Annotated in this window: 23 protein-coding genes and 1 other annotated feature; of the genes, 4 read left to right on the forward strand and 19 right to left on the reverse strand. The window is 30.3% G+C overall.

The genetic code is table 11. The annotated features are described in order from the left end of the window. Positions 1-14: 14 nt before the first annotated feature. The 4 genes from rplL to RWQ73_RS04575 all read right to left on the reverse strand — a co-directional run bounded on the left by rplL (position 15) and on the right by RWQ73_RS04575 (position 2,576). Positions 15-377: a 50S ribosomal protein L7/L12 gene (gene rplL / locus RWQ73_RS04560; protein WP_003146330.1), complete on the reverse strand. Its 363-nt coding sequence runs from the start codon at positions 375-377 to the stop codon at positions 15-17. 53 nt (positions 378-430) lie between these two features. Continuing rightward, entirely contained in the window at positions 431-931 is a 501-nt protein-coding gene (rplJ, locus tag RWQ73_RS04565; protein WP_314406886.1) for a 50S ribosomal protein L10, read from the reverse strand. Between the two features lie 32 nt (positions 932-963). Continuing rightward, positions 964-1,096 (reverse strand) — a sequence feature (ribosomal protein L10 leader region). 88 nt (positions 1,097-1,184) lie between these two features. Next, complete coding sequence (locus RWQ73_RS04570) at positions 1,185-1,922, reverse strand: MerR family transcriptional regulator (RefSeq protein ID WP_314406887.1); 738 nt, start codon at positions 1,920-1,922, stop codon at positions 1,185-1,187. Between the two features lie 126 nt (positions 1,923-2,048). Then, on the reverse strand, positions 2,049-2,576 hold the full coding sequence (locus RWQ73_RS04575) for a QueT transporter family protein (RefSeq protein ID WP_314406889.1): 528 nt from the start codon (positions 2,574-2,576) through the stop codon (positions 2,049-2,051). A gap of 373 nt (positions 2,577-2,949) precedes the next feature. On the opposite strand from RWQ73_RS04575, the gene rpsT reads away from it, so the two are divergent. Further along, the gene (gene rpsT / locus RWQ73_RS04580; RefSeq protein WP_003145397.1) at positions 2,950-3,192 is read left to right on the forward strand and encodes a 30S ribosomal protein S20; all 243 of its coding nucleotides are present in this window, start codon (positions 2,950-2,952) and stop codon (positions 3,190-3,192) included. A 101-nt stretch (positions 3,193-3,293) separates the two neighbouring features. On the opposite strand, the gene RWQ73_RS04585 is transcribed toward rpsT, so the two are convergent. The 6 genes from RWQ73_RS04585 to RWQ73_RS04610 form a co-directional block, all read right to left on the reverse strand. Beyond that, a complete protein-coding gene (locus RWQ73_RS04585; protein WP_314406890.1) occupies positions 3,294-4,478 on the reverse strand; it encodes a MalY/PatB family protein in 1,185 nt (394 codons plus the stop codon). Between the two features lie 13 nt (positions 4,479-4,491). Beyond that, entirely contained in the window at positions 4,492-5,577 is a 1,086-nt protein-coding gene (locus RWQ73_RS04590; protein ID WP_314406892.1) for an aminotransferase class I/II-fold pyridoxal phosphate-dependent enzyme, read from the reverse strand. 198 nt (positions 5,578-5,775) lie between these two features. Beyond that, entirely contained in the window at positions 5,776-6,756 is a 981-nt protein-coding gene (gene holA, locus RWQ73_RS04595; RefSeq protein WP_314406894.1) for a DNA polymerase III subunit delta, read from the reverse strand. Next, the gene (locus tag RWQ73_RS04600) at positions 6,756-8,681 is read right to left on the reverse strand and encodes a ComEC/Rec2 family competence protein (RefSeq protein ID WP_314406896.1); all 1,926 of its coding nucleotides are present in this window, start codon (positions 8,679-8,681) and stop codon (positions 6,756-6,758) included. Before RWQ73_RS04600 ends, holA begins: the two co-directional genes overlap by 1 nt. Continuing rightward, complete coding sequence (locus tag RWQ73_RS04605; RefSeq protein WP_314406897.1) at positions 8,681-9,145, reverse strand: ComE operon protein 2; 465 nt, start codon at positions 9,143-9,145, stop codon at positions 8,681-8,683. Before RWQ73_RS04605 ends, RWQ73_RS04600 begins: the two co-directional genes overlap by 1 nt. A 2-nt stretch (positions 9,146-9,147) precedes the next feature. Next, positions 9,148-9,783 carry a helix-hairpin-helix domain-containing protein gene (locus RWQ73_RS04610; RefSeq protein ID WP_314406899.1) on the reverse strand — a complete coding sequence of 212 codons (636 nt, stop codon included), beginning with the start codon at positions 9,781-9,783 and terminating at the stop codon, positions 9,148-9,150. Positions 9,784-9,919: 136 nt separating this feature from the next. Here RWQ73_RS04610 and RWQ73_RS04615 point away from each other — a divergent pair, with 136 nt between their 5' ends. Next, a complete protein-coding gene (locus RWQ73_RS04615; RefSeq protein WP_314406901.1) occupies positions 9,920-10,288 on the forward strand; it encodes a PH domain-containing protein in 369 nt (122 codons plus the stop codon). 72 nt (positions 10,289-10,360) lie between these two features. On the opposite strand, the gene mnmA is transcribed toward RWQ73_RS04615, so the two are convergent. The 8 genes from mnmA to RWQ73_RS04655 form a co-directional block, all read right to left on the reverse strand. Beyond that, on the reverse strand, positions 10,361-11,473 hold the full coding sequence (gene mnmA / locus RWQ73_RS04620; protein WP_314406903.1) for a tRNA 2-thiouridine(34) synthase MnmA: 1,113 nt from the start codon (positions 11,471-11,473) through the stop codon (positions 10,361-10,363). Further along, positions 11,473-12,597 (reverse strand): cysteine desulfurase family protein, encoded by a 1,125-nt coding sequence (locus RWQ73_RS04625; RefSeq protein WP_314406905.1) that lies wholly within the window; start codon positions 12,595-12,597, stop codon positions 11,473-11,475. Before RWQ73_RS04625 ends, mnmA begins: the two co-directional genes overlap by 1 nt. A 95-nt stretch (positions 12,598-12,692) precedes the next feature. After that, positions 12,693-13,508, reverse strand: a complete 816-nt coding sequence (locus RWQ73_RS04630; RefSeq protein WP_314406907.1) for a phosphotransferase — start codon at positions 13,506-13,508, stop codon at positions 12,693-12,695. A gap of 87 nt (positions 13,509-13,595) precedes the next feature. Then, positions 13,596-14,636: a tRNA (adenosine(37)-N6)-threonylcarbamoyltransferase complex transferase subunit TsaD gene (tsaD, locus tag RWQ73_RS04635; protein WP_314406908.1), complete on the reverse strand. Its 1,041-nt coding sequence runs from the start codon at positions 14,634-14,636 to the stop codon at positions 13,596-13,598. Beyond that, positions 14,623-15,075, reverse strand: coding sequence for a ribosomal protein S18-alanine N-acetyltransferase (gene rimI / locus RWQ73_RS04640; protein WP_314406910.1), 453 nt, complete (start codon positions 15,073-15,075; stop codon positions 14,623-14,625). The genes tsaD and rimI overlap by 14 nt, the downstream gene beginning before the upstream one ends. After that, positions 15,059-15,727, reverse strand: a complete 669-nt coding sequence (tsaB, locus tag RWQ73_RS04645) for a tRNA (adenosine(37)-N6)-threonylcarbamoyltransferase complex dimerization subunit type 1 TsaB (protein WP_314406911.1) — start codon at positions 15,725-15,727, stop codon at positions 15,059-15,061. Before tsaB ends, rimI begins: the two co-directional genes overlap by 17 nt. Beyond that, positions 15,721-16,173 (reverse strand): tRNA (adenosine(37)-N6)-threonylcarbamoyltransferase complex ATPase subunit type 1 TsaE, encoded by a 453-nt coding sequence (gene tsaE / locus RWQ73_RS04650; protein WP_314406912.1) that lies wholly within the window; start codon positions 16,171-16,173, stop codon positions 15,721-15,723. Before tsaE ends, tsaB begins: the two co-directional genes overlap by 7 nt. A 317-nt stretch (positions 16,174-16,490) precedes the next feature. Beyond that, positions 16,491-17,081 carry a nitroreductase family protein gene (locus tag RWQ73_RS04655; RefSeq protein ID WP_314406914.1) on the reverse strand — a complete coding sequence of 197 codons (591 nt, stop codon included), beginning with the start codon at positions 17,079-17,081 and terminating at the stop codon, positions 16,491-16,493. Positions 17,082-17,254: 173 nt separating this feature from the next. On the opposite strand from RWQ73_RS04655, the gene RWQ73_RS04660 reads away from it, so the two are divergent. Together RWQ73_RS04660 and RWQ73_RS04665 are read left to right on the forward strand one after the other, a co-directional pair. Then, positions 17,255-17,599: a helix-turn-helix domain-containing protein gene (locus tag RWQ73_RS04660; protein WP_314406915.1), complete on the forward strand. Its 345-nt coding sequence runs from the start codon at positions 17,255-17,257 to the stop codon at positions 17,597-17,599. Between the two features lie 4 nt (positions 17,600-17,603). Next, a complete protein-coding gene (locus tag RWQ73_RS04665) occupies positions 17,604-18,152 on the forward strand; it encodes a hypothetical protein (RefSeq protein ID WP_314406916.1) in 549 nt (182 codons plus the stop codon). Between the two features lie 138 nt (positions 18,153-18,290). Here RWQ73_RS04665 and RWQ73_RS04670 read toward each other — a convergent pair. Further along, positions 18,291-20,800, reverse strand: a 2,510-nt coding sequence (locus tag RWQ73_RS04670; protein WP_314406918.1) for a Rib/alpha-like domain-containing protein, incomplete at its 5' end; no start/stop codon positions are given.

Raw genomic sequence — 20,800 nt, forward strand, 5'->3', positions numbered from 1 at the left:
ACTTAGAATAGAAATTATTTAACTTCTACAGTTGCTCCAACTTCTTCTAATTTAGCTTTGATTTCTTCAGCTTCTTCTTTAGAAACTCCTTCTTTAAGTGTTGCTGGCGCACCATCAACTTTTTCTTTAGCTTCTTTTAGTCCGTCTCCAGTGATTTCACGAACAACTTTGATTACTTTAATTTTTGAGTCTCCAGCGTTAGCTAAAACTACGTCAAATTCAGTTTTTTCTTCAGCAGCTCCAGCAGCAGCTCCACCAACTACAGCTACAGGTGCAGCAGCAGTTACTCCGAATTCTTCTTCAATTGCTTTTACTAAGTCGTTTAATTCTAAAACTGACATTTCTTTGATAGCGTCTAAAATTTGTTCTTTAGTCATTATAAATTTCCTCCGATTTTTAAATTATGTATTTTAATATATTTTTTTATTTATTAAGCTTCTTGTTCAGCTTTTTGATCTGCAACAGCTTTAACAGCTAAAGCAGTATTGCGCATTGGCGCTGTTAATACAGATAGTAACATTGAAAGTAATCCTTCGCGACTTGGTAATGTAGCGATAGCTTTAATTTCAGCTTGATCTGCAACTTTTCCTTCTATAACACCAGCTTTTAGTTCTAAGTTTTCGTGTTCTTTAGCGAAATCGTTTAAAACTCTAGCAGGAGCTACAGCATCGTCTGCTGAGAAAGCGAAAGCATTTGGTCCAGTTAGAACTTCGTCTAATCCTTCAATTCCTGCTTGCTCCATCGCACGACGAACTAATGAGTTTTTATAAACTTTAAAAGTTAAACCTTCATTACGCATGTTGTTACGTAATTCTGTTACTTCCGCAACGTTTAATCCACGGTAGTCAGCGATAACAACTGAAGAACTTGCTTTAATTTCTTCTGCGATTTGATTTACTAACTCTTGTTTTCTCTCAATAGCTTTTGACATTGAACTTCCTCCTAAGTAGATTTATCAATTTCAGTACCATTAAAAAAACCTTCTTGCATGCGAGAACATACAAAAAGGCACATAAGTTTCTTTTCGAATTTTGTCCTCGGTAGGTTAATTAAGGATTTCTCCCCCTACTGTCTACGGTACATTTTCAACTGACTTAATTATTCTAATATATAAATTTTTATTTGTCAATAGTTTTTTTAAAAAAATTTCAAAAGAATTCTAAATTAGTCATTTCTTCTATACATTACTTATTTAATCTACTTTTACAATATTCATCTATAGCTTTAGAAGTATATTCTGCTACCCCTTCTCCAAATTTATCTATATTATTTTTAAATTCTGGATTTTGAGAATATCCTTTTCCTATATACGAGAATACTTCTACACTGCAATCAAAAGCATACTTATTCATATAGTTATATAAATCTTCGACTTTCGATTGAACTTCTTTTTCTTCTATATTTAATCCATCTTGTTTATATTCAGCCATTGAACGAAAAACACTATTAAATTTCTCAGCAACAATATCTTCTTTACCATTCTGTCTTTTTTTAGATTCTTCTACTGTTCCTTTTCCATATTTTTCTATAGCTTGATCTTCGTATTTATTTAAATCTTCTTTTTTAAATCCATTAAATTTTTCTTCTATAGTCATTGTTTGCTCTCCTTTATATGTTTTTATTGTTTTTTCTATATTATGAAGAATTATTTCAAACTTTTCTTTTTCTTTTAATATTAAATCACGCTGTTGTTCAAGAATTTTTAAATTATCGATATCTCCTGCTAACATTTCTTTTATATCATTTAACTTAAACTTTAAACATCTATAAAATAGTATTTTTTGCAGTTTTTCTAGATTTTCATCAGTATAATCTCTATAACCATTATCTAACTTTTGAGGAATTAATAAACCAATTTCATCATAATATTGTAATGTCCTTGCACTTACTCCTGTGAGTTTTGCGACTTCATTTATTCTCATAATCGTCCCTCTATAATTTATATTATTTCACTAGTGATATTCTTATTATATACTATAACGTTACGTGAGAGTCAATAATTTATTATAAAAAAATCGCTAGGAAAATTCCTAACGATTATAAAATTATTATTCAAATACTTTTTTTAAATCTACAGCTTTATTTAAAGCTTCTGTAATAACTATACCAATTACCATCACGATAACTTGTGATAATAAAAGTGATCCATAAACAGCTGTGAATGCCTCAAACTCAAATGGTACTCTTGCTGAGTTTTCACCACTAAAGATAGCAATTTCGTATGCAATAATAGGCATACAAACAACTAAATAAATAATAATATTAACGATGTGTCTAGCAATTCTGTTTTTTACAAATTTAAAGACAAAAATACTGATTGCTAATGCTAACCCTGTTCCTAAAGTTCCAAAGAACACATCTACAATCCCAAGCGGACTAAAAATATTAGCAATTGCTACACCTAAAGTAATAGGGAACCAATATTTTTTACTAAACACTACTAATTGAGATAGTGATTCACTTATACGAAATTGAATTGCACCGTATGAAAATGGTGCGATAACTACTGTTAATACCACATATATAGCTGCTATTAACGCTTGAATAGTTAATACTTTAACTGCATTATTTTTCATTGTATCTCCTTATCTTGTTCAAGAGAAAATAAAAAAGTACTGATTTGAGAAACCAGTACTTTAGGTTTTTTTATAGATGGATCTCTCAAACATCTTTTATTATAATAAAGTCAGAAGACAAATAACCTTACCTATGTAAAATTAAATATCAACGTCATATATACTAACATACATTATAGTCATTAGTCAACCAAAATATAAAAAATTCTAAAAAAATAACTTACAGCAAAAAAAAAGTATAAAAATACCTTGCATTTACATTTTTAATATGTTAAAATGAGGTAGTTGTATCTAACAACACTTAATTCATTGTAATTAAGAATATTAATTAATATTTCTTAGTAATAAAAATACGAACCAGGAGGTGAATCGAATGCCAAACATTAAATCATCAGTATTAAGCGTAAGAAAAGATGCTAAAACAAACGCTGCTAACACAGCTAAAAAATCTGAAATGCGTACAGCTATTAAAAAAGCTAAAGTAGCTAAATCTGAAGGTGCTGCTAACGCTGCAGAGTTAGTAAACCTTGCTTACAAAAAAATCGATAAAGCTGCTAAAACTAACTTAATCCACAAAAACGCAGCTGCTAGATATAAATCAAACCTAGCTAAATAATTTTATTAACTACTCAGGCTTCTGAGTAGTTTTTTTATTTTCGTAGAAAAAAAGAAGAAGAACACAGGCATGAAGTCTACATTCTTCTTTAAAAATTAATTCTATCTATTACAATTTTTTACAATTCTTTCAACAGCTTCTTTTATATTTTCTGGATTAGTAGCTAGATTAATTCTAACATAGTTCTTATAACCTTTCCCAAACCAATCCCCGAAATCTATAGCTAATCCACATTCATCTTGTATAAATTGTTTCGTTGTTTTTCCATTTAAAACTTTTTCTATATTTAAAAATACTAGATAAGTACCTTCTAATGGATAAACCTTTATTTCAGGAACGTTTTTAGCCAATTCTTCGCAAAGTAGATTATAATTATATACTATTGTCTCCTTCAATCCTTCAAGCCATTCATGTCCTTCTTTATAACCAGCTTCAAGTGCTATTTGACCTAATAAACTTGGTTCAGCACCTAGATTTTCTTTACTGAATTTATCAAATGCCTTCCTAACATCCTCGTCTGGAATCAATAATGTTGCATGTACTAGTGATGCTAGGTTAAACGTCTTAGAACCAGAATTAGCTACTATTAAACGATTGTTATATCTACCTTCATCTAAGGCTAATGCTGAAATTTGTTTATGGTTCTCATATGTAAAATCTTGATGAATTTCATCTGATAATACAAACACATCGTATTTTTCACAAATCTCAAATACCCTTCTCTGCTCTTCTAATGTCCAAACTCTTCCAACTGGGTTATGAGGTGAACAATGAATATATAATTTAACATCATTTTCTCTTATCTCTTTTTCAAAAGTTTCAAAATCTATCTTGAATTTACCATCTTCTTCTAGTAAAGGAGATTCTACTAATTTTCTACCGCTATTTCTAATTGAATTAGCAAAAGGATAATACACCGGTGGCATAATAATAACCGAGTCCTCTATTTTAGTATACGCTTGAATCACCCATAATATTGCTTGAACAATTCCTGGGGCAAATCTAATCCATTTTTTCTCAATATCAATATTATACTTTTTTTTATGCCAATTTTTATATTCATCATAATAGCTTTTTGGTAATTTAGTATAACCAAATACCCCGTGATCTACTCTCTCAATCAAAGCTTCTCTTATACATTCTGGGGTTTTAAACTCCATATCAGCAACCCATAAAGCTAGTAATTCAGGATTACCAAAGCGCTCTTCCAATGCATCCCACTTAAGACTATTTGTATTTCTTCTTTCAACATAATATTTTTCAACAAACTCTTTTACTCTACTCATTAAATTCCCCCTCCTATACTTCTAACGCTTGTAAAAAATCTTCCAGTAAATCTTCAACATTTTCTACACCCACTGAAACTCTTAATAAATCCGGCGTTAATCCGTATGATAAACGTAACTCTTCTGGTATATCAAAGTGTGTTTGAGTGGTAGGATAAGTTACTAATGTTTCAATCCCTCCTAGACTTTCTGCAAAAGTCGCCACTTTTAAAGAACGCAAGAACTGATCAATCTTAGAAGCATCATATAATTTAAAACTAAGCATAGCCCCTCTGTTAGGATATAATACCTCTTTGACATTTGGATGTTTTTCCAATTCTTCCGCTAACTTCATCGCATTTTTCTCTTGTTGGTTAAAACGAAGAGGTAAAGTTTTTAAACTTCTTATAAATAACCAGCTATCAAATGATGATAAAACAGCTCCAGTTGTATTAGAAATCCACGCTAATCTTTCTCCAATTTGTTCATCGTTTGTAATCACAGCACCAGCAAGTATATCGTTGTGACCTGTTAAATATTTAGTTGCTGAATGAACAACGATATCAGCCCCCAAAACTAATGGTTTTTGTCTTAATGGTGTTAATAATGTATTGTCGACTATTAACAACGCATTTTTTGATTTTGAAATCTGTGCAACCTTCGCTATGTCAACTTCTTGCATCAGAGGATTTGTTGGCGTTTCTATAAATACAGCTTTTGTATTATCTGTAATCTTATCTTCTAGATCTTTTTCATCTATGAAATATACAAATTTCTGAGCACCCTTGCGTTCAAGTTCATCAAAATATCTAAAGCTGCCTCCATATAAATCCCTAGAAACTAGAAATTCACTGTTTAATTCAAATAATTCAAATACTAATTGAATGGCACTCATCCCTGAGCTAGTCGCTATGGCACGACACCCTTCTTCAAGTTCACATAAACCTTCCTCTAAAATAGTACGAGTCGGGTTTTTTGTTCTTGTGTAGTCATATCCAGTGCTCTCTCCTAGACCAGGATGAGCATAAGCTGTAGATAAATAAATCGGTGTCACAATCGCTCCAGTCACATTATCATTTCTATTTCCTAATTGAGCTAATTTAGTTTCTATTTTCTTCATCAAGTCATACCTCATAATATCAAATAATTCTATTTTTATAGTACTATTATAACATTATATTTATTCTCAACAAACTAATTTGTCTGAATTTTTCGTTTTTTTTAGAATATTTTACGAGAATACTATTCAATTCTTAGATTAAAAATAAGATTGTCTGAAATGCATTCAAACAATCTTTCTATAATTTATCTAAATATATTATTTTAATTCCTCAATTAGTTTATTAATAAACAAATCTAGTACGATGTACTTATCTATATATGATGATTTCAATAATTTATCATAATCTGCTGCTAGAATAAGAGTTTTCATTATTTTTTCAACACTATAATTTCTAATTCCCTGTACTGCTAATTGCACTCTATATGGATGAACACCTAATTCTTTTGCTATATCTTTTTGCGAGTAATGTTCATTTAACAATACTTTTACTTTATAATAAACTCTTAATTGTCCACTAATTAATGAAAGTAAAAATATCGGTTCTTCTTTCTTAAGAACTAACGAGTTATAAACTTCTCTTAATTTAGAATAATTTTTTCCAAATAGTTCATTAGTAATACTAAAAACATCATATTCTAAACTACGTGTAGCTAATAGTTCTATGTCTGTTCTTGTAATAATTCTCTTATCTTCACAATAAAGCAGCAGTTTTTCTAATTCTTTTTTTATATTTGCGAAATCTAACCGAGTATAATTCACTAGAAATTCAGCATCATCTTTCGAAATCTTCATATTAGAATCAACAACAGTTTTTACTATATAGCTTGCGATTTCTTTTTCATTAAAATTAGAAAATTCTTTAACTTCTCCTACTTCCTTTATTTTCTTTACTATTTTCTTCCTACTATCAATCTTATCTACTATCTTTAAGATTAGTACAACTTCTTTACTAATATTATCTATATAATTACTCAAAGTATCAATATTATGTTCTACTTTTATTTTTTTAGGTTTCGAAAGTAAAAAATTACAATTTTCTGCAACAACTACCTTTTCATTACCAAATAAACCGCTACTACGACATTCATATACTAATGTTTCAAGAGTATTTTCTTGCATATTAATTTTTATATAATTAAATTCATCAATCTCTTTCAAATAATTCTTAGCTATATTTTTTTCATAATCATTAATAGCCTCAAAATTTTCTCCATATATCACATAGATATTTTTCATCAATTATCTACCTCTATCTCAAATTCTGAACTTTGATTTTTTATTTTTACTTTACCTGCAAAATAATATACAGTAGTCATTCCTAGTTTAATCTCTGTTCCTTCTTTTAAAATTATGTAGTCTACCTTCTTAAACTCAGCTATATTTCTTAACTCTATTAACTTCCTATTTATACTATCAACTACTATAACCTTTTTAATTAGTCCATTTGCCAATAAATCTTTTGAATATTCACTTTTTCCTTTTTTTGCTGAAGTAAGGAGAAGATAATTAAACTTATTCTTTCCTTCATAATTCAAAAGTAAATTATACTCATTCATTATATCATATTCTTTATCTTTTTTTCTGTAATCAGTGTAAAAATTTTTTATATTACTAGATGTATTTACTAACATATTACTTTGATTTGCTCTAATATAATAGACATTCTCTTTTCCAATTTTAAGTTTTTCAATATAATTTCGTGGAAGATAACTTACTCCAAAACACAATATTATTATAAAAAATCCACTTACAGAAGCTCTAATATACTTAAAACTATTCAACTGTACCATTATCAATATGACAAGGACAAAGATTACAACAATAATTAATAAACTTTGTTGCCCTATATGAATAGGAGACGCTAATAAAAAGGGGTCCTGTATTCTATCAAATAAATTAAAGATAAAATTTAAAAGTGGTTTACAAAATATATTAAAACATTGACTACTTATTAAAAATATTACATAACTAACTAAAACCAAAGGGAAAATTAAAATACTAAAAACTGGTACTAGTACAATGTTACTAAACACCGAAATATAAACTATTGTACCGAAATTATACAATAAAATAGGAAAGCTTGCCAGAGTAGAAATAAGACTAATTCTAAAAGCCCCTTGAATTTTATTCTTAGAATCTTTTATAAAACGTCCTGACATTAATAAGCTAAATGTTATCAAGAAAGAAAGCTGAAATCCGATATTAAAAATAAACATAGGATTGACTATTAATAACACTAACAATGTAAGAAGAAGACTGTCCAACTTATCAATATTCTTTCTTCTAAATAATATATATAATATAATCATAAATCCAGCCCTTAGAACAGATGCACTTGCTCCGCTAAGTAATATGTATATCGGAATGATAATAAGAATGATTTTTTCAATAATATTAACACTAATATTGAATTTTAATAAAATAAAATATATTAGAGAGATTAGCACCCCAATATGTAATCCAGAAATCGCTAGTAAATGGCTTGTTCCCAAATTTTTAAAGGCAGATACATCATCCCTTTGTAAATAACTCTTATCTCCAAATATTAAAGCTTGAAAATATCCACTTTTATCAAAAGTAAGTTCCCTATCTATCTTAAGACTTAATAGATTTCTATATGTTAGTAATTTAAATCTAAATGAGTCTACATTTTTAACTTCATATAAGTCATTAATAGTGACTTTTTTGAAAACACCCCTATTCGCATTATACTTCTTATAGTCAAATGAGTAAAAATTAGTTTTACTTGGGATATCTTCTATCGTGGCATTTACCACTAGCTTTCCTCCCCAAAATTTTTCTCTAAAAAACCTCTTTTCATCCTCATTTTTCACTATATAATTAATCAAAACTTTTTCGTTATTAATATATCCAATTCCAGACATATAATTACCATTAACATCAATCTTATCAGAAACTAATACCTCAAAATCTTTGTTTTCGATATTTATTAAATAAGAAGTATTAGTTTTTTGTTCATATGCTCCCCGAATAAAAAACGCTAAGAAGACCATTATACAGATAATAGTTTTCCTAGCATCAAGATTTTTATTTTTCCAAGTTATCAGCAGAAAAATAACAATACATAGCATAGATATTACTACGTTAAAATTTAATAATATCGCCCCTAATGCTAGTAAAGAAAGTTGTAAGTAAAACATTACTTATTATTTAATAACCTTTCAATCACATTGTTTACATCGTAATCTATTTTTCTTACGATTACACCTGATTTTTCTAATAACTCTCGAGCATATTCATTATTTCTATAATCATTTGCATAGCAAATTTCTTTTATCCCTGCTTGAATTATAGACTTTGTACAATTTAAACAAGGAAAATGTGTAACGTAAATTGTCGCACCTTCAGTTCCCACTCCAAATTTAGAACACTGCAAAATAGCATTTATTTCAGCGTGAATCGTTCTAACACAATGTCCATCTACTACTTTACAACCAACATCTATACAATGTTCATCACCTTTAATTGAACCATTATAACCACCTGAAACTATTCTTTTGTCTTTAACTATCGTCGCCCCAACAGATAATCTGCTACAAGTCGATCTAAGTGAAAGTAAGTGACTTTGAGCCATAAAGTACTCATCCCAACTAATTCTCTGCATAACTATACCTCTATTTTATCTTTAATTTTTTCAAAAGTAGCTTTACCTATACCTCGTACTTTTGTTATATCTTCTTTCTTTTTAAAATCTCCATTTTTTTCTCTATGTTCGATAATTGCCTCTGCCTTAGTTTTACCAACCCCTGAGATTTTCATGAGTTGCTCCTTATTAGCTGTATTAATATTTATTACTTCGCCGCTAGATGAACTAGTTGTACCATTCTCGACCATTTGTTTAGGTTTTTCCCCATGTTTAAGGACATATATAACCATTTGATCTTTTACTTTTTGACTTAAATTCAAAGTAGAAGTATCAGCATCGTCTAAAAGTCCACCAGCTACATCTATTAAATCCTTTATTCTCTTATCCTTTGTAGTTTCGAACACACCAGGATTTTTCACAGCACCCTTAACATCGACAAAAATCTTTTCATCTTGTTTATCATCATTTTTTTCTTCATTATCTATTCTATCGCTTTTATGATTTGAAAAACTAATCTCATTATAGTCTTCTGTCTTACTATGATTAAAGTAATAGAGCCCTATTCCTATTACAACTACACTACAAAAAAATGCTAAAACAATAGATTTAATATTTTGTTTAAAAAACATAACAATTTCTTCTTTATTAATATTCATATTTATCCCCCCTAGTACTAATATTATATCACTAAATTTAATATATTAATACCGAAAACCTAACCTTTTTATTATTTATAATTTATGCTATACTAATATAAAAATAAATAATATACAATAGATAGGAGAGTTTACTATGGCTAATGAAATGAATTTATTAAATTGGACATTCTTCAGAGAAGTTGCTATCCCGCAAGATATCGCAAACTTATTAATAAACGGTGAACAACCAGTTGCTGCATTTGCGACAATAAGAGACGTTGCGGTATTTACAGATAAAAGATTTATTGTAAAAGATGCCCAAGGACTAACAGGAAAAAAAGTAGAAATCTATTCCTTACCGTATTCTTCGATATTAATGTGGTCAACTGAAAATGCAGGTAAAATCTTTGACTTAAATGCAGAAGTAGAACTTTGGACTAAAGTTGGAAAAATAAAAATTAATCTAAAAAAAGATATAGATATTCGTAGATTTGATACATTACTAGCTCAATATATACTATAGTTAGCTTAGAATTAAAGAATTAAAAATCCTAGAAATTAGATTTTTCTCTAACTTTTAGGATTTTATTAAATATTATAGTTGAAGTTTATTTCCGTCTTTATAGACCTCATCGATAATTGCTCCACCTAGACAAACATCTCCATCATAGAAAACAACCGCTTGTCCTGGAGTAACCGCACGAACCGGTTCTTTATAGATAACTTTTACTCTGTTATCCTCTAATACTTCTACTTCTACCTCAGTATCTGGTTGACGATATCTGAATTTTGCAGTACATGTGAATTTATTAGGTTGTGGATTTTTAGTTGTAAATGATAGTGAACTTGCCAATAAACTATCTGAGTAAAGTTTTTCATTATGGAAACCTTGGCAAACATATAGTACATTATTTTCAAGGTCTTTACCACATGCAAACCAAGCTTCACCTTCAGTATCTTTAGTTCCTCCGATACCTAAACCATGACGTTGACCAATTGTATAATGCATAAGTCCAACATGCTCCCCACGAACATTACCATCTAAATCAATCATCTTTCCACCTTGAGCTGGTAAGTATTGTGATAAGAATTCTCTAAAGTTTTTCTCACCGATGAAACAAATACCCGTTGAGTCTTTTTTCTTCGCTGTAGCAAGACCCGCTTCTTCAGCAATCTTACGAACATCTTTTTTCTCAAGTTCTCCTACCGGGAATAAAATATTTTTAATTTGATGTTGTTTTAATTGAGATAAGAAGTAAGTTTGGTCTTTATTGTTATCTACACCACGTAACATCAAACGTTCTCCATCAATATCCTTAACTCGAGCATAGTGACCAGTAGCCACATAATCAGCACCTAAGTCCTCTGCATATTCTAGGAATACTTTAAATTTAATTTCCTTATTACACATAATATCAGGGTTAGGTGTACGTCCTTTTTTATATTCATCTAAAAAGTACGTAAATACTTTATCCCAGTATTCTTTTTCAAAGTTAATAGAATAATAAGGAATATCTAGTTGTTCACATACTTTTATAACATCCTCATAATCCTTCTCAGCAACACAAACCCCTCTATCATCTTTTTCTTCCCAGTTTTTCATAAACACTCCAATAACAGCATATCCTTGTTGTTTTAAAAGATATGCTGTTACAGATGAATCTACTCCACCGCTCATTCCAACTACTACTTTTTTGTTGCTATTCATTATAAGTTCCTTTCTTTTATTCTGTTCTCTAAAGTTACAATTTTAGTTATAACTTCATCTATTAATTCTTTATTAATATCGAAGCCTACACTTATTCTTACAGAATGTGCTGCACGTTCAATATCATACATTTCCTTAATTATGCGACTACCTTTTATATTACCAGAACTACAAGCAGAACCTCCAGATATATAAATAGACTGTGCATCCAAATACGTTATAAGTCTTTGTGCTTCAATATTTTTAAAATAAACATTTAAGATATTAGGTAATGAATTTTCTATAGATCCATTCACCTCAAATTCAATATCACTCTTTTCAAGTCTGTCAATAAAATAATTTTTCAACTCACGAAGACTTGGTATAGATGCCAATGTTTCAGTTAAACAGTCACAAAGTACCAACATTCCTAACAAGTCAGTTGTACCTGAACGAAGACCGTTTTCTTGCCCACCACCTAAAAGAAGTGGTTCAACGTCCCCGTCTTTTGCATATAGAAATCCGAAATTATTAAGTGAACCAATCTTATGAGCAGAGGCAGAGGCAAAATCAAGACCTAATTCTCTAACATTTATTTCTACTTTTCCTAAAGCTTGAACAACATCACTGTGTAATAATATATTTTTACCAGCTATAAGATTTGAAACTTCTTTTAGAGGATTTAATACTCCAGTTTCATTATTAGCTAGCATTATTGAAATTAACACCGTATTAGAATTAATCTTTTCCTTTAATTCTTCTAGATTTATAGTTCCACTTTCATCTACTGATAACTCATGTACGATAAATCCAAAATTTTCTAATCTTTTAGCACTAGCTTTAACCGAAGGATGCTCAATAGAAGAAATTATTATCTCTCCTGCTTCAAATCGATTTAATACATGATTAAATACTGTATTATTGCTCTCAGTTCCACCAGAGTTAAATATTATTTCTTCAGGCTTTGCATTAAGGGCACTAGCTATACTCTCTCGCCCTTCTCTAACTAATTTCGAATTTTTCTTACCTAGAGTATGGCTACTACTTGGATTAGCATAGATTTCTCTTATTACATTCATATTCTTTTCTATAATATCAAAATGTTTTTTTGATGTAGCTGCATAATCTAAATAAATATTCGCCATAACATCGCCTCCTAATTATGATTATACTATATTTTAACACAAATAATGGTCAAATAAAATCAATAGCACTTTTTACAAAAGTATTACCTATTCTTTCAATTATTTCTAAAATAATCATCTACATCAGCTAGCATTCTTAAACCTAAACGCTCAAACTCCTTATCGTTGACACGTTTTGTATAATTTAATATACCTAATGAAGATATAAATACTAAACTAATTTCTAATTCTTTAGAAATTAGTTTCTCAAAAGAATGTGCATAATAATGTTCTAAAAACAATTCTATTTTACTTTTATCATTGTTCAAATCCTGATAAAAATATTTTATAAAGTCCAAATAATAACTAGCATACTTCACTCTCTCAAAATCTATTAATACTAATCTATCATCTTTTCTCATAATATTTCTCAGACCAAAATCACCATGGATTAATACTAACGTTTCTTCATATTCCGCTTCTAACACTTTTATATTTTTTAATAATTTCGAGTTAATCTCACATACCTTTTCATATTCTCTTCTATCAGCTATTCTTGTAACATTTTTCTCTAACACTTTTTCTAGAGATACTTCTTTTTCATTTTTTATCATCAGCCAATTATCTTTATGAAATTTAGCAATTAACTTTGCAGCTTTAATTATATCATCATCAGCCATAGTTTCTCGTGTTATCGGTATATAGTCTTCATACTCTAAGACAAAAGCATTATACTCTTGTAGATTTAATAATAAAGTCCCCTGTTCTTTTAATACTTCATACTCTAAATTATATTTTAACGAATCTTTAAAAATCTTAACAAAAACTTCTTTATTAAACTTTTTAGAAAATCCTGCATAATGCTTATTTTCAGAAATATGATTAATTTTTTGTAAGTCTGCATCTAATAATTCATCAAGTTGTCTTTTCATAATTCACCAAATAGTCATAAAAAAGGAGTGACTCAAAATCATGATTTTAAAAAAATCAATTTTGTCGAGTCAGTCCCCTTCTAATACTTATCCTCTAACTTCTTCTAAGTCTAATGTTGACTTCGCATTTAGCGTTAACGGATTAGAAAAAATATTATTTTTATAATAATAGTATCCTACTGCTCCCATCATAGCTGCATTATCGCTACAATAGCTCATTTTCGGAATAAGTACTTCTACTCCTAATTGCTGTTCTAGTTCTAGGACTTGTTTACGAAGTTCGCTATTTCCTGCCACTCCACCCGCTAATATCAATTGTTTTACGCCTAAATTAACAATAGCTTTCTTAGTTTTAGCAATTAAAACTTCCACTACCGCAGTTTGGAAGCTACAAGCTAAATCTTCAGGTACGATTTCTTCACCACGTTGTTTTGCGTTATGAACAAAATTGATTACCGCTGACTTCATACCTGAAAAACTAAAGTTATAATCGTCACTATCAATCATTGCACGAGGAAATTTATACTTATCTTCACCCAACTTAGCTAGTTTGTCTACTTTAGGACCACCAGGATACTCAAGATTTAACTGTCTAGCTACCTTGTCATAAGCCTCACCAACAGCATCATCATGAGTAGAACCGATTATTTCAAATTCAAGCTCATCTTTCAAATAAACAAGTTCTGTATGCCCCCCACTAACAACAAGAGCTAACGATGGATAAACTATATCATTGTCTATATTACTAGCGTAAATATGTCCTGCAATATGATGTGCACCTATTAAAGGTTTATCTAAAGCATAGCTTAATGTTTTCGCCACATTAACACCAACTAGTAATGAACCGATTAATCCCGGTCCTTGCGTTACACAAATTGCATCTATATCGTTTAAAGTAATAGTGGCTTCTTCCAAAGCTTCTTCAACAATTTGCATTACTACTTCTATATGTTGTCTACTTGCTATTTCAGGTACCACTCCACCAAATTGCTTATGAGTTTCAATTTGACTACTTACAATATTCGACAGTACTTCTTTACCATTTTTCACAACAGCTACACTAGTTTCATCACAACTTGTTTCTATAGCTAAGATAGTTACATTTTCTATATTTTTACATTCTTTCATTACTAAAATCCCTTACCATTACAAAAGCATTTTCCCCATTATTTTTATAATAATTTTTTCTCATATCGACTGTTGTGAATCCAGATTTTTCATAAACAGTTATCGCAGGCATGTTACTAACACGCACTTCTACAATAGCCTTTTTAACACCTTTTAATTTTAATAATTGCATAACATAAGTGAAGAAAATTTGACCTAATTTCTTATTTTGATGAGGTTTATCTATAACTATTTTATTAACTTGATATTCATCAGCCACAAGCCAACCACCACAGAATCCAATAATTTCACCATCATTAAATAATCCATAATATTCTGCGTTTTCATGTTCCAACTCAGATTTAAACATTTCTTTCGTCCACGCATCTTCAAAATTATCTATATCAATTCTTGATAATACATCTAAATCATTAACATCTACTTTATTTATTTTTATCATTTTCGAGTTCCCTTTCTGCTTCAGTTTTTCTTAAATATTGTGGTTTCATATTATAACAATCAATTTCTTCTAAAGAATCATATATTTTTACAATATTAGCCGCTCTAACCATTTCCTCATTTTTTGATCCATCAAGAAGATAGTCGTTCAATTTAGCTATATCCTTACTAATGTACACATATTCTTCGTCCTGTAAAGATAAAAAGTTGTTAATTTCCTCCAGTGAATAATATCCTTCTTCAAACACTTCTACTAATTTGCCATCTTCATTTTTATACACTGCTCCAAAAACATTAGAACGACGTGCATCAATAAAAGGTACTAATAACTTATTACTATCAAATTCTAATAACGCCTGTAATTTTAATGATGACACTTTTTTCAGTTTAATCTTTAACGAATAAGCTAAAGTTTTACATACTGCTGCGACTACACGAATCGCTGTGTATGAACCTGGTCCTTCACTTGATATAATTTCAGTTAAATCCGTTTTTTTCTTATTAGCTTCTTTTAAACAATTATCAATTTCCTCTAAAATAACAGCTGATAAATTATTACTACATACAAAGTTTTTCTCAGCTAATACAATCCTATTTTCAAAGCATGCGATTGAGCATACTCCATTCGAAGCTTCTACTGTTAAACTTACCAATTTTCACGAATCCTTTCTTCAATTTTTTTATATTCCCCACTAGAAATTATTTCAACTTCTCTGTAATCATCTACTAAGCGAATATTGAAAATTAATCTTTCATTTGGTAAATACTCTTCAATAAATTCGCCCCATTCGATAACACTAACATTATCTTCGAAGAAAATATCTTCAAACCCTAAATCTTCATCACTATCTTCCAAACGATAAGCATCAATATGATACAACTTTCCATTAGGATATTTATATTCTTTCATTATATTAAAAGTTGGTGAATTAACCACGCTTTTTACACCTAAATATTCAGCTAAATATTTCGTAAAAGTAGTTTTCCCGGCTGCTAAATCTCCATTTAACAAAAGAACTAATCTATTTTCTATACCTTCACTAACAATTTTCGCTAAACGTTTAGTATCTTCTAAATCTCTTATAACTATTTTTAACATTGTTAAACCTTCTAAATTTTCAAATTTATTTACCAACTACTATAATACCATATTTACCAGTATATTCCAACAACTAACAATCTAATTAATAACGTAAAAAAACAGGAGTGACTCAAAAATCGTGATTTCGTAGAAATCGATTTTGTCGAGTCACTCCCGAATAGTTTATTAAATATATAAAAAGCTTTTTTATAAAGCGAATTTAGATATCAATAAATCACTGCTTCTATGAGTTATCATGTAAACTTTTTAAAAATCTAGGACTTTTTGATCAGCCCCATTTTTATAACTCATATAATCCATCGTTAAATCTAATCTTATTTTACTACCCTTACTCTTGAAGTTCTTTCAATTGGTGCAGCTTCTTGTAGTTTTTCACCAAACGGCATTTGAGCACGTAGTACTAAGTTCGCTGGAATATCCCATTCAGCAGCAACTTTTTCATCAATTACTGGGTTATAGTGTTGAATATTAGCTCCAACTCCAGCCTCTGCTAATGCATTCCAAACTGCAAATGATGCAATTCCAGTTGATTGTTCTGACCAAATTGGGAAATTATCAGCATATGATGGGAATTGTTCCTGAAGTCCTTTTACTACATTATGATCTTCAAAGAATAAAATTGTCCCATAAGCCGCAGCAAAACTATCAATTTTACCTTTTGTAGTTGCTTTAGCTTCTTCATTTTTTAAGAATTTTTCTAATTCTCCAAAAGTAATATCCCAAAGTTTTTGGTGGTTTTCACCCAATAATACTACTGCATGAGCAGTTTGTGAGTTAAATGCACTTGGTGAATATTTAACAGCATTATCAATAATTTCTAACACTTCTTGTTCAGATACTGGTAAATTTTTACCTAACGCATATACACTTCTTCTATTTTGATATAAATTTTCCGCTTCTGTCATTATTATGTCCTCCGTTTTTTTAGCTATTGCTAAACTTTATTATTTGTTTTATAATTATTATATATATTATTATAATATTAGCCAAAAAAATAACAAGTACGTTTTTTTATAATAGTAAGTATCTTTTACGATAGAATTGTATAATATCAATGAAATTTTAAGGAGATTTTTTTATGGAACAACAAGAACCTTTTGGAAATTGCCCTTTTTTTACAACTCAAAAAATATTGTCTGGTAAATGGACTATACTAATTCTTCATCTACTTGAAGATAAAAGTGTTAGATTTAACGAGTTGCAAAGATCACTAGGGACAATTACCCAAGCTACGCTTACAAAACAATTAAAACAACTAGAACATGACGGACTTATAAATCGCAAAGTCTATGCTCAAATTCCGCCTAAAGTTGAATACAGTCTGACAGATATTGGAAAAAAATTCCAATCAGTACTTAATGAATTAGAAATCTGGGGAAATGACTACATAAATTACTTAAAAGAAAATAGAGAAGCAGTATAATACTATGGATAAACTAAATAAAATCAAATCAAAACTTCACCTTCTTTCTAGTGAGCAACTAGATATAATTTATAGACTTATTTCTTCTTGGGATATTAAAGACAATAAAATTCAAACAGATGAAAATCTAGTGAAAAAAATCTACGAAAGTACTATATCCCCTATAGAAGATCCTCTAAAAAATTATACAGAAGAAGAACTTTTAGAAGAATATGGTGTATTATTTTACAATCAAAAAGGTACATCAAACTCTAATTTTGGAGAAGTTTCCATCGAGTATAATTATGATGATAATCATTCAGCTCCTAGTTATAGTGAACAGATAGAACTTAACAAAATTTTTAATGTTGCGGATAATAATACCTATTTTGAAACAATTAATTCAAATAAATCTACTTTTGAGAACCCCTCAAACACTAACACCTCTAATATTGAATTTGACGATTTTGATCCACTATTTCCTGATACAGATTTCGATTCTTTAACAGATCTAAACAAAAGTAAATACGATGATTTAGACTTTTCAGCATTAATTTCGAAAAAACCTAAATAAACATAAAACAGACTCTAAACATTAACATTGGTTTAGAGTCTGTTTTTTATTTCCTTCTAAACTCTTTCTTCCCTCGAGATTTTCATTATCAATCTCAATATATATAAAAAGAGAAGCAAATCGCTTCTCTTTTTATTATTATTTTTGTTTACGTCTTCTTCTTAGTCCAACTAATCCTAAAATTGCTAATCCTAAGCCTGCAAGAGGTGAGCTACTATCATTAATACCAGTATTTGGTAATACTTTAGCAGCATCTTTTGCTACAGGTTCTTTTGGATTTTCAGTTTTAATCGTACTAGTTACATTAGTATGAGTTGAAGGCGTTGTTGGGATTTCCGGACGTGGTGCTGGAACTCCTTTTGGTGTTACCGTTACTGGTACTTCAATTTCAATAACTTCTCCAGTTGGTAATTTAACCTTAACTTTAACACTTGGTTTTTGTCCTGATGTTGCAGTTGTTGGAATTTCTCCTACTTCTACTATTTCCCATCCTTCTGGTAAATCGATTTGTTTAATAACATCCTCTTTAGTTATTGGTGTTCCTACTTCGACTACTATTGGTCTAGCTTTAGGAGTAACTAATACAGGTACATCTACTTCAATAATTTCACCACTTGGTACTTTAACCTTAACTTTAACACTTGGCTTAACTCCTGCTGGGATTGTTGTTGGGATTTCTCCTACTTCTACTATTTCCCATCCCGGTTCTTTTGGTAAATCAATGTGGTTTATTACGTCATCTGGTGTAATTGGTGTTCCTTGTGGTACTACTATTTGTCTTACAGTTGGTGTTACGATTACCGGTACATCTACTGTAATCTTACGTCCATCTGGTAATTCTACTTCAACTGGTACTACTGGTTTTGCTCCAGGTGTTTCAGTTGTTGGAATTTCTCCTACTTTTGTTACTTTCCATCCTTTTGGTAATTCAATATGTTTCTCAACATCTTCTGGTGTAACTGGTGTTCCTACTTGAACTACTACAGGAGTTACTTTTGGAGTTACGATTACAGGTATATTTACAGTCACTCGAATTCCATTTGGTAATTCAATCACAACTGGAATACTTGGTCTTTCTCCTGGTACATCCGTTGTTGGTTTATCTCCAATTGAGATAACTTTTGCTCCTTTTGGAATATGATTTTCAACATCCTCTTCAGTAATTGGATCACCTTGTTTTTTAACAATATCTTTAATAGGTGTTACATTCACTGGTACTTCTACTGTAACAACTTTTCCATTCGGTAATGTAATCGTTACTTTTACTGGATCTTTCTTACCTGGTGTTGTTAACTCTGGAATGCTTCCTACTTTAACTGTTGCTCCTTCTGGTACTTTAATTTGTTTTAAGATATCTTCTGGAGTCAATTTGTCTTTTGTTACTGGTGTTTCAATTGGTGTAATTGGTGTTACATTTACTGGAACTTCTACCGTAACCACTTTGCCATTTGGCAATGTGATTGTTACCTTCACTGGATCTTTCTTACCTGGCGTTGTTAAATCTGGTAAGTCTCCGACCTTAGCTGTTGCTCCTTCTGGTACTTTAATTTGTTTCAAGATATCCTCTGGAGTCAATTTATCTGTTGTAACTGGTGTCTCAATTTCCTTAACTGGTGTTACTGTTACCGGAACATCCACAGTATAAGATTTACCATTTGGTAATGTAATCGTTACTTTTACTGGAGTTTTTTCACCTGGTGTTGTTAAGTCTGGAATATTCTCAACCTTAGTAATTTTACCACCATCTGGGATTTTAATGCCTTTTGTATAATCGTCTTCAGTCAAAGGAGTGTTTGTTACTGGTGTTTCAATCGGTGTTGGTTTTGATTCCACAACTTTTATGGTTGCTGGTACTTCTACTAACACTTTTCCATCTTTATCTTTTACAACTACTGTAACTGGTTTATCCCCTGGAGTTGTTCCATCATATGGAGTTGTTTGTCCTTCTGGAACTTTGTATTCGAATGTTGAACCTTCTGGATAATCACTTGGTGTGATACTATCTTCAGCTTTAGGTTTATCTTTATCTTCAGCATTTACTGGAGTTAATTGTTCTTTACCTTGAACAACCTTAATTTTCGCTGGTACTTCTACAATAGTATCTCCATCTGGATCTTTCACGACTACAGTAACATCTTTTTCACCCGGTGTTGTTCCATCATATGGAGTTGTTTGTCCTTCTGGAGTCTTGTATTCAAATGTTGAACCTTCTGGATAATCATCTGGAGTGATGCTATCTTGTGGTTTTGGTTTCTTATCATTTTCAGCATTCACAGGGACATATTGTGTCTTAGATTCTACTACTACAATCGTCGCTGGAATTTCTGTAATTGGTTGTCCATTCAACTTCGCTACAACTGTTACAGGTTTCTCACCTGGTGTTGTTGTATCTACTGGAGTGTTATCTTTATATTCAAATGTTGTTCCAGTTGGGAAATCATTTGGATTAATGTTTTCTTTTGGATCTGGCTGTTTCTTAGCTGGATCTACTGGGACATATTTAGGATAACTTTCAACTACACGAACTGTAGATGGAACTTCAACTAACACTTTTCCATCTTTATCTTTTACAACTACTGTAACTGGTCTATCTCCTGGTGTAGATGTATCTACTTCTTCTTTGTACTCAAATGTTGCATCATCTGGGT

It is taken from the genome of uncultured Gemella sp. (assembly GCF_963525875.1).
Lineage (GTDB): Bacteria > Bacillota > Bacilli > Staphylococcales > Gemellaceae > Gemella.

What these genes read in the sequence shown, in the direction of transcription:
- rplL (WP_003146330.1), bottom strand. Translation starts at nt 377, where the DNA reads ATGACTAAAGAACAAATTTTAGACGCTATCAAAGAAATGTCAGTTTTA.
- rplJ (WP_314406886.1), bottom strand. Translation starts at nt 931, where the DNA reads ATGTCAAAAGCTATTGAGAGAAAACAAGAGTTAGTAAATCAAATCGCA.
- RWQ73_RS04570 (WP_314406887.1), bottom strand. Translation starts at nt 1,922, where the DNA reads ATGAGAATAAATGAAGTCGCAAAACTCACAGGAGTAAGTGCAAGGACA.
- RWQ73_RS04575 (WP_314406889.1), bottom strand. Translation starts at nt 2,576, where the DNA reads ATGAAAAATAATGCAGTTAAAGTATTAACTATTCAAGCGTTAATAGCA.
- rpsT (WP_003145397.1), top strand. Translation starts at nt 2,950, where the DNA reads ATGCCAAACATTAAATCATCAGTATTAAGCGTAAGAAAAGATGCTAAA.
- RWQ73_RS04585 (WP_314406890.1), bottom strand. Translation starts at nt 4,478, where the DNA reads ATGAGTAGAGTAAAAGAGTTTGTTGAAAAATATTATGTTGAAAGAAGA.
- RWQ73_RS04590 (WP_314406892.1), bottom strand. Translation starts at nt 5,577, where the DNA reads ATGAAGAAAATAGAAACTAAATTAGCTCAATTAGGAAATAGAAATGAT.
- holA (WP_314406894.1), bottom strand. Translation starts at nt 6,756, where the DNA reads ATGAAAAATATCTATGTGATATATGGAGAAAATTTTGAGGCTATTAAT.
- RWQ73_RS04600 (WP_314406896.1), bottom strand. Translation starts at nt 8,681, where the DNA reads ATGTTTTACTTACAACTTTCTTTACTAGCATTAGGGGCGATATTATTA.
- RWQ73_RS04605 (WP_314406897.1), bottom strand. Translation starts at nt 9,145, where the DNA reads ATGCAGAGAATTAGTTGGGATGAGTACTTTATGGCTCAAAGTCACTTA.
- RWQ73_RS04610 (WP_314406899.1), bottom strand. Translation starts at nt 9,783, where the DNA reads ATGAATATTAATAAAGAAGAAATTGTTATGTTTTTTAAACAAAATATT.
- RWQ73_RS04615 (WP_314406901.1), top strand. Translation starts at nt 9,920, where the DNA reads ATGGCTAATGAAATGAATTTATTAAATTGGACATTCTTCAGAGAAGTT.
- mnmA (WP_314406903.1), bottom strand. Translation starts at nt 11,473, where the DNA reads ATGAATAGCAACAAAAAAGTAGTAGTTGGAATGAGCGGTGGAGTAGAT.
- RWQ73_RS04625 (WP_314406905.1), bottom strand. Translation starts at nt 12,597, where the DNA reads ATGGCGAATATTTATTTAGATTATGCAGCTACATCAAAAAAACATTTT.
- RWQ73_RS04630 (WP_314406907.1), bottom strand. Translation starts at nt 13,508, where the DNA reads ATGAAAAGACAACTTGATGAATTATTAGATGCAGACTTACAAAAAATT.
- tsaD (WP_314406908.1), bottom strand. Translation starts at nt 14,636, where the DNA reads ATGAAAGAATGTAAAAATATAGAAAATGTAACTATCTTAGCTATAGAA.
- rimI (WP_314406910.1), bottom strand. Translation starts at nt 15,075, where the DNA reads ATGATAAAAATAAATAAAGTAGATGTTAATGATTTAGATGTATTATCA.
- tsaE (WP_314406912.1), bottom strand. Translation starts at nt 16,173, where the DNA reads ATGTTAAAAATAGTTATAAGAGATTTAGAAGATACTAAACGTTTAGCG.
- RWQ73_RS04655 (WP_314406914.1), bottom strand. Translation starts at nt 17,081, where the DNA reads ATGACAGAAGCGGAAAATTTATATCAAAATAGAAGAAGTGTATATGCG.
- RWQ73_RS04660 (WP_314406915.1), top strand. Translation starts at nt 17,255, where the DNA reads ATGGAACAACAAGAACCTTTTGGAAATTGCCCTTTTTTTACAACTCAA.
- RWQ73_RS04665 (WP_314406916.1), top strand. Translation starts at nt 17,604, where the DNA reads ATGGATAAACTAAATAAAATCAAATCAAAACTTCACCTTCTTTCTAGT.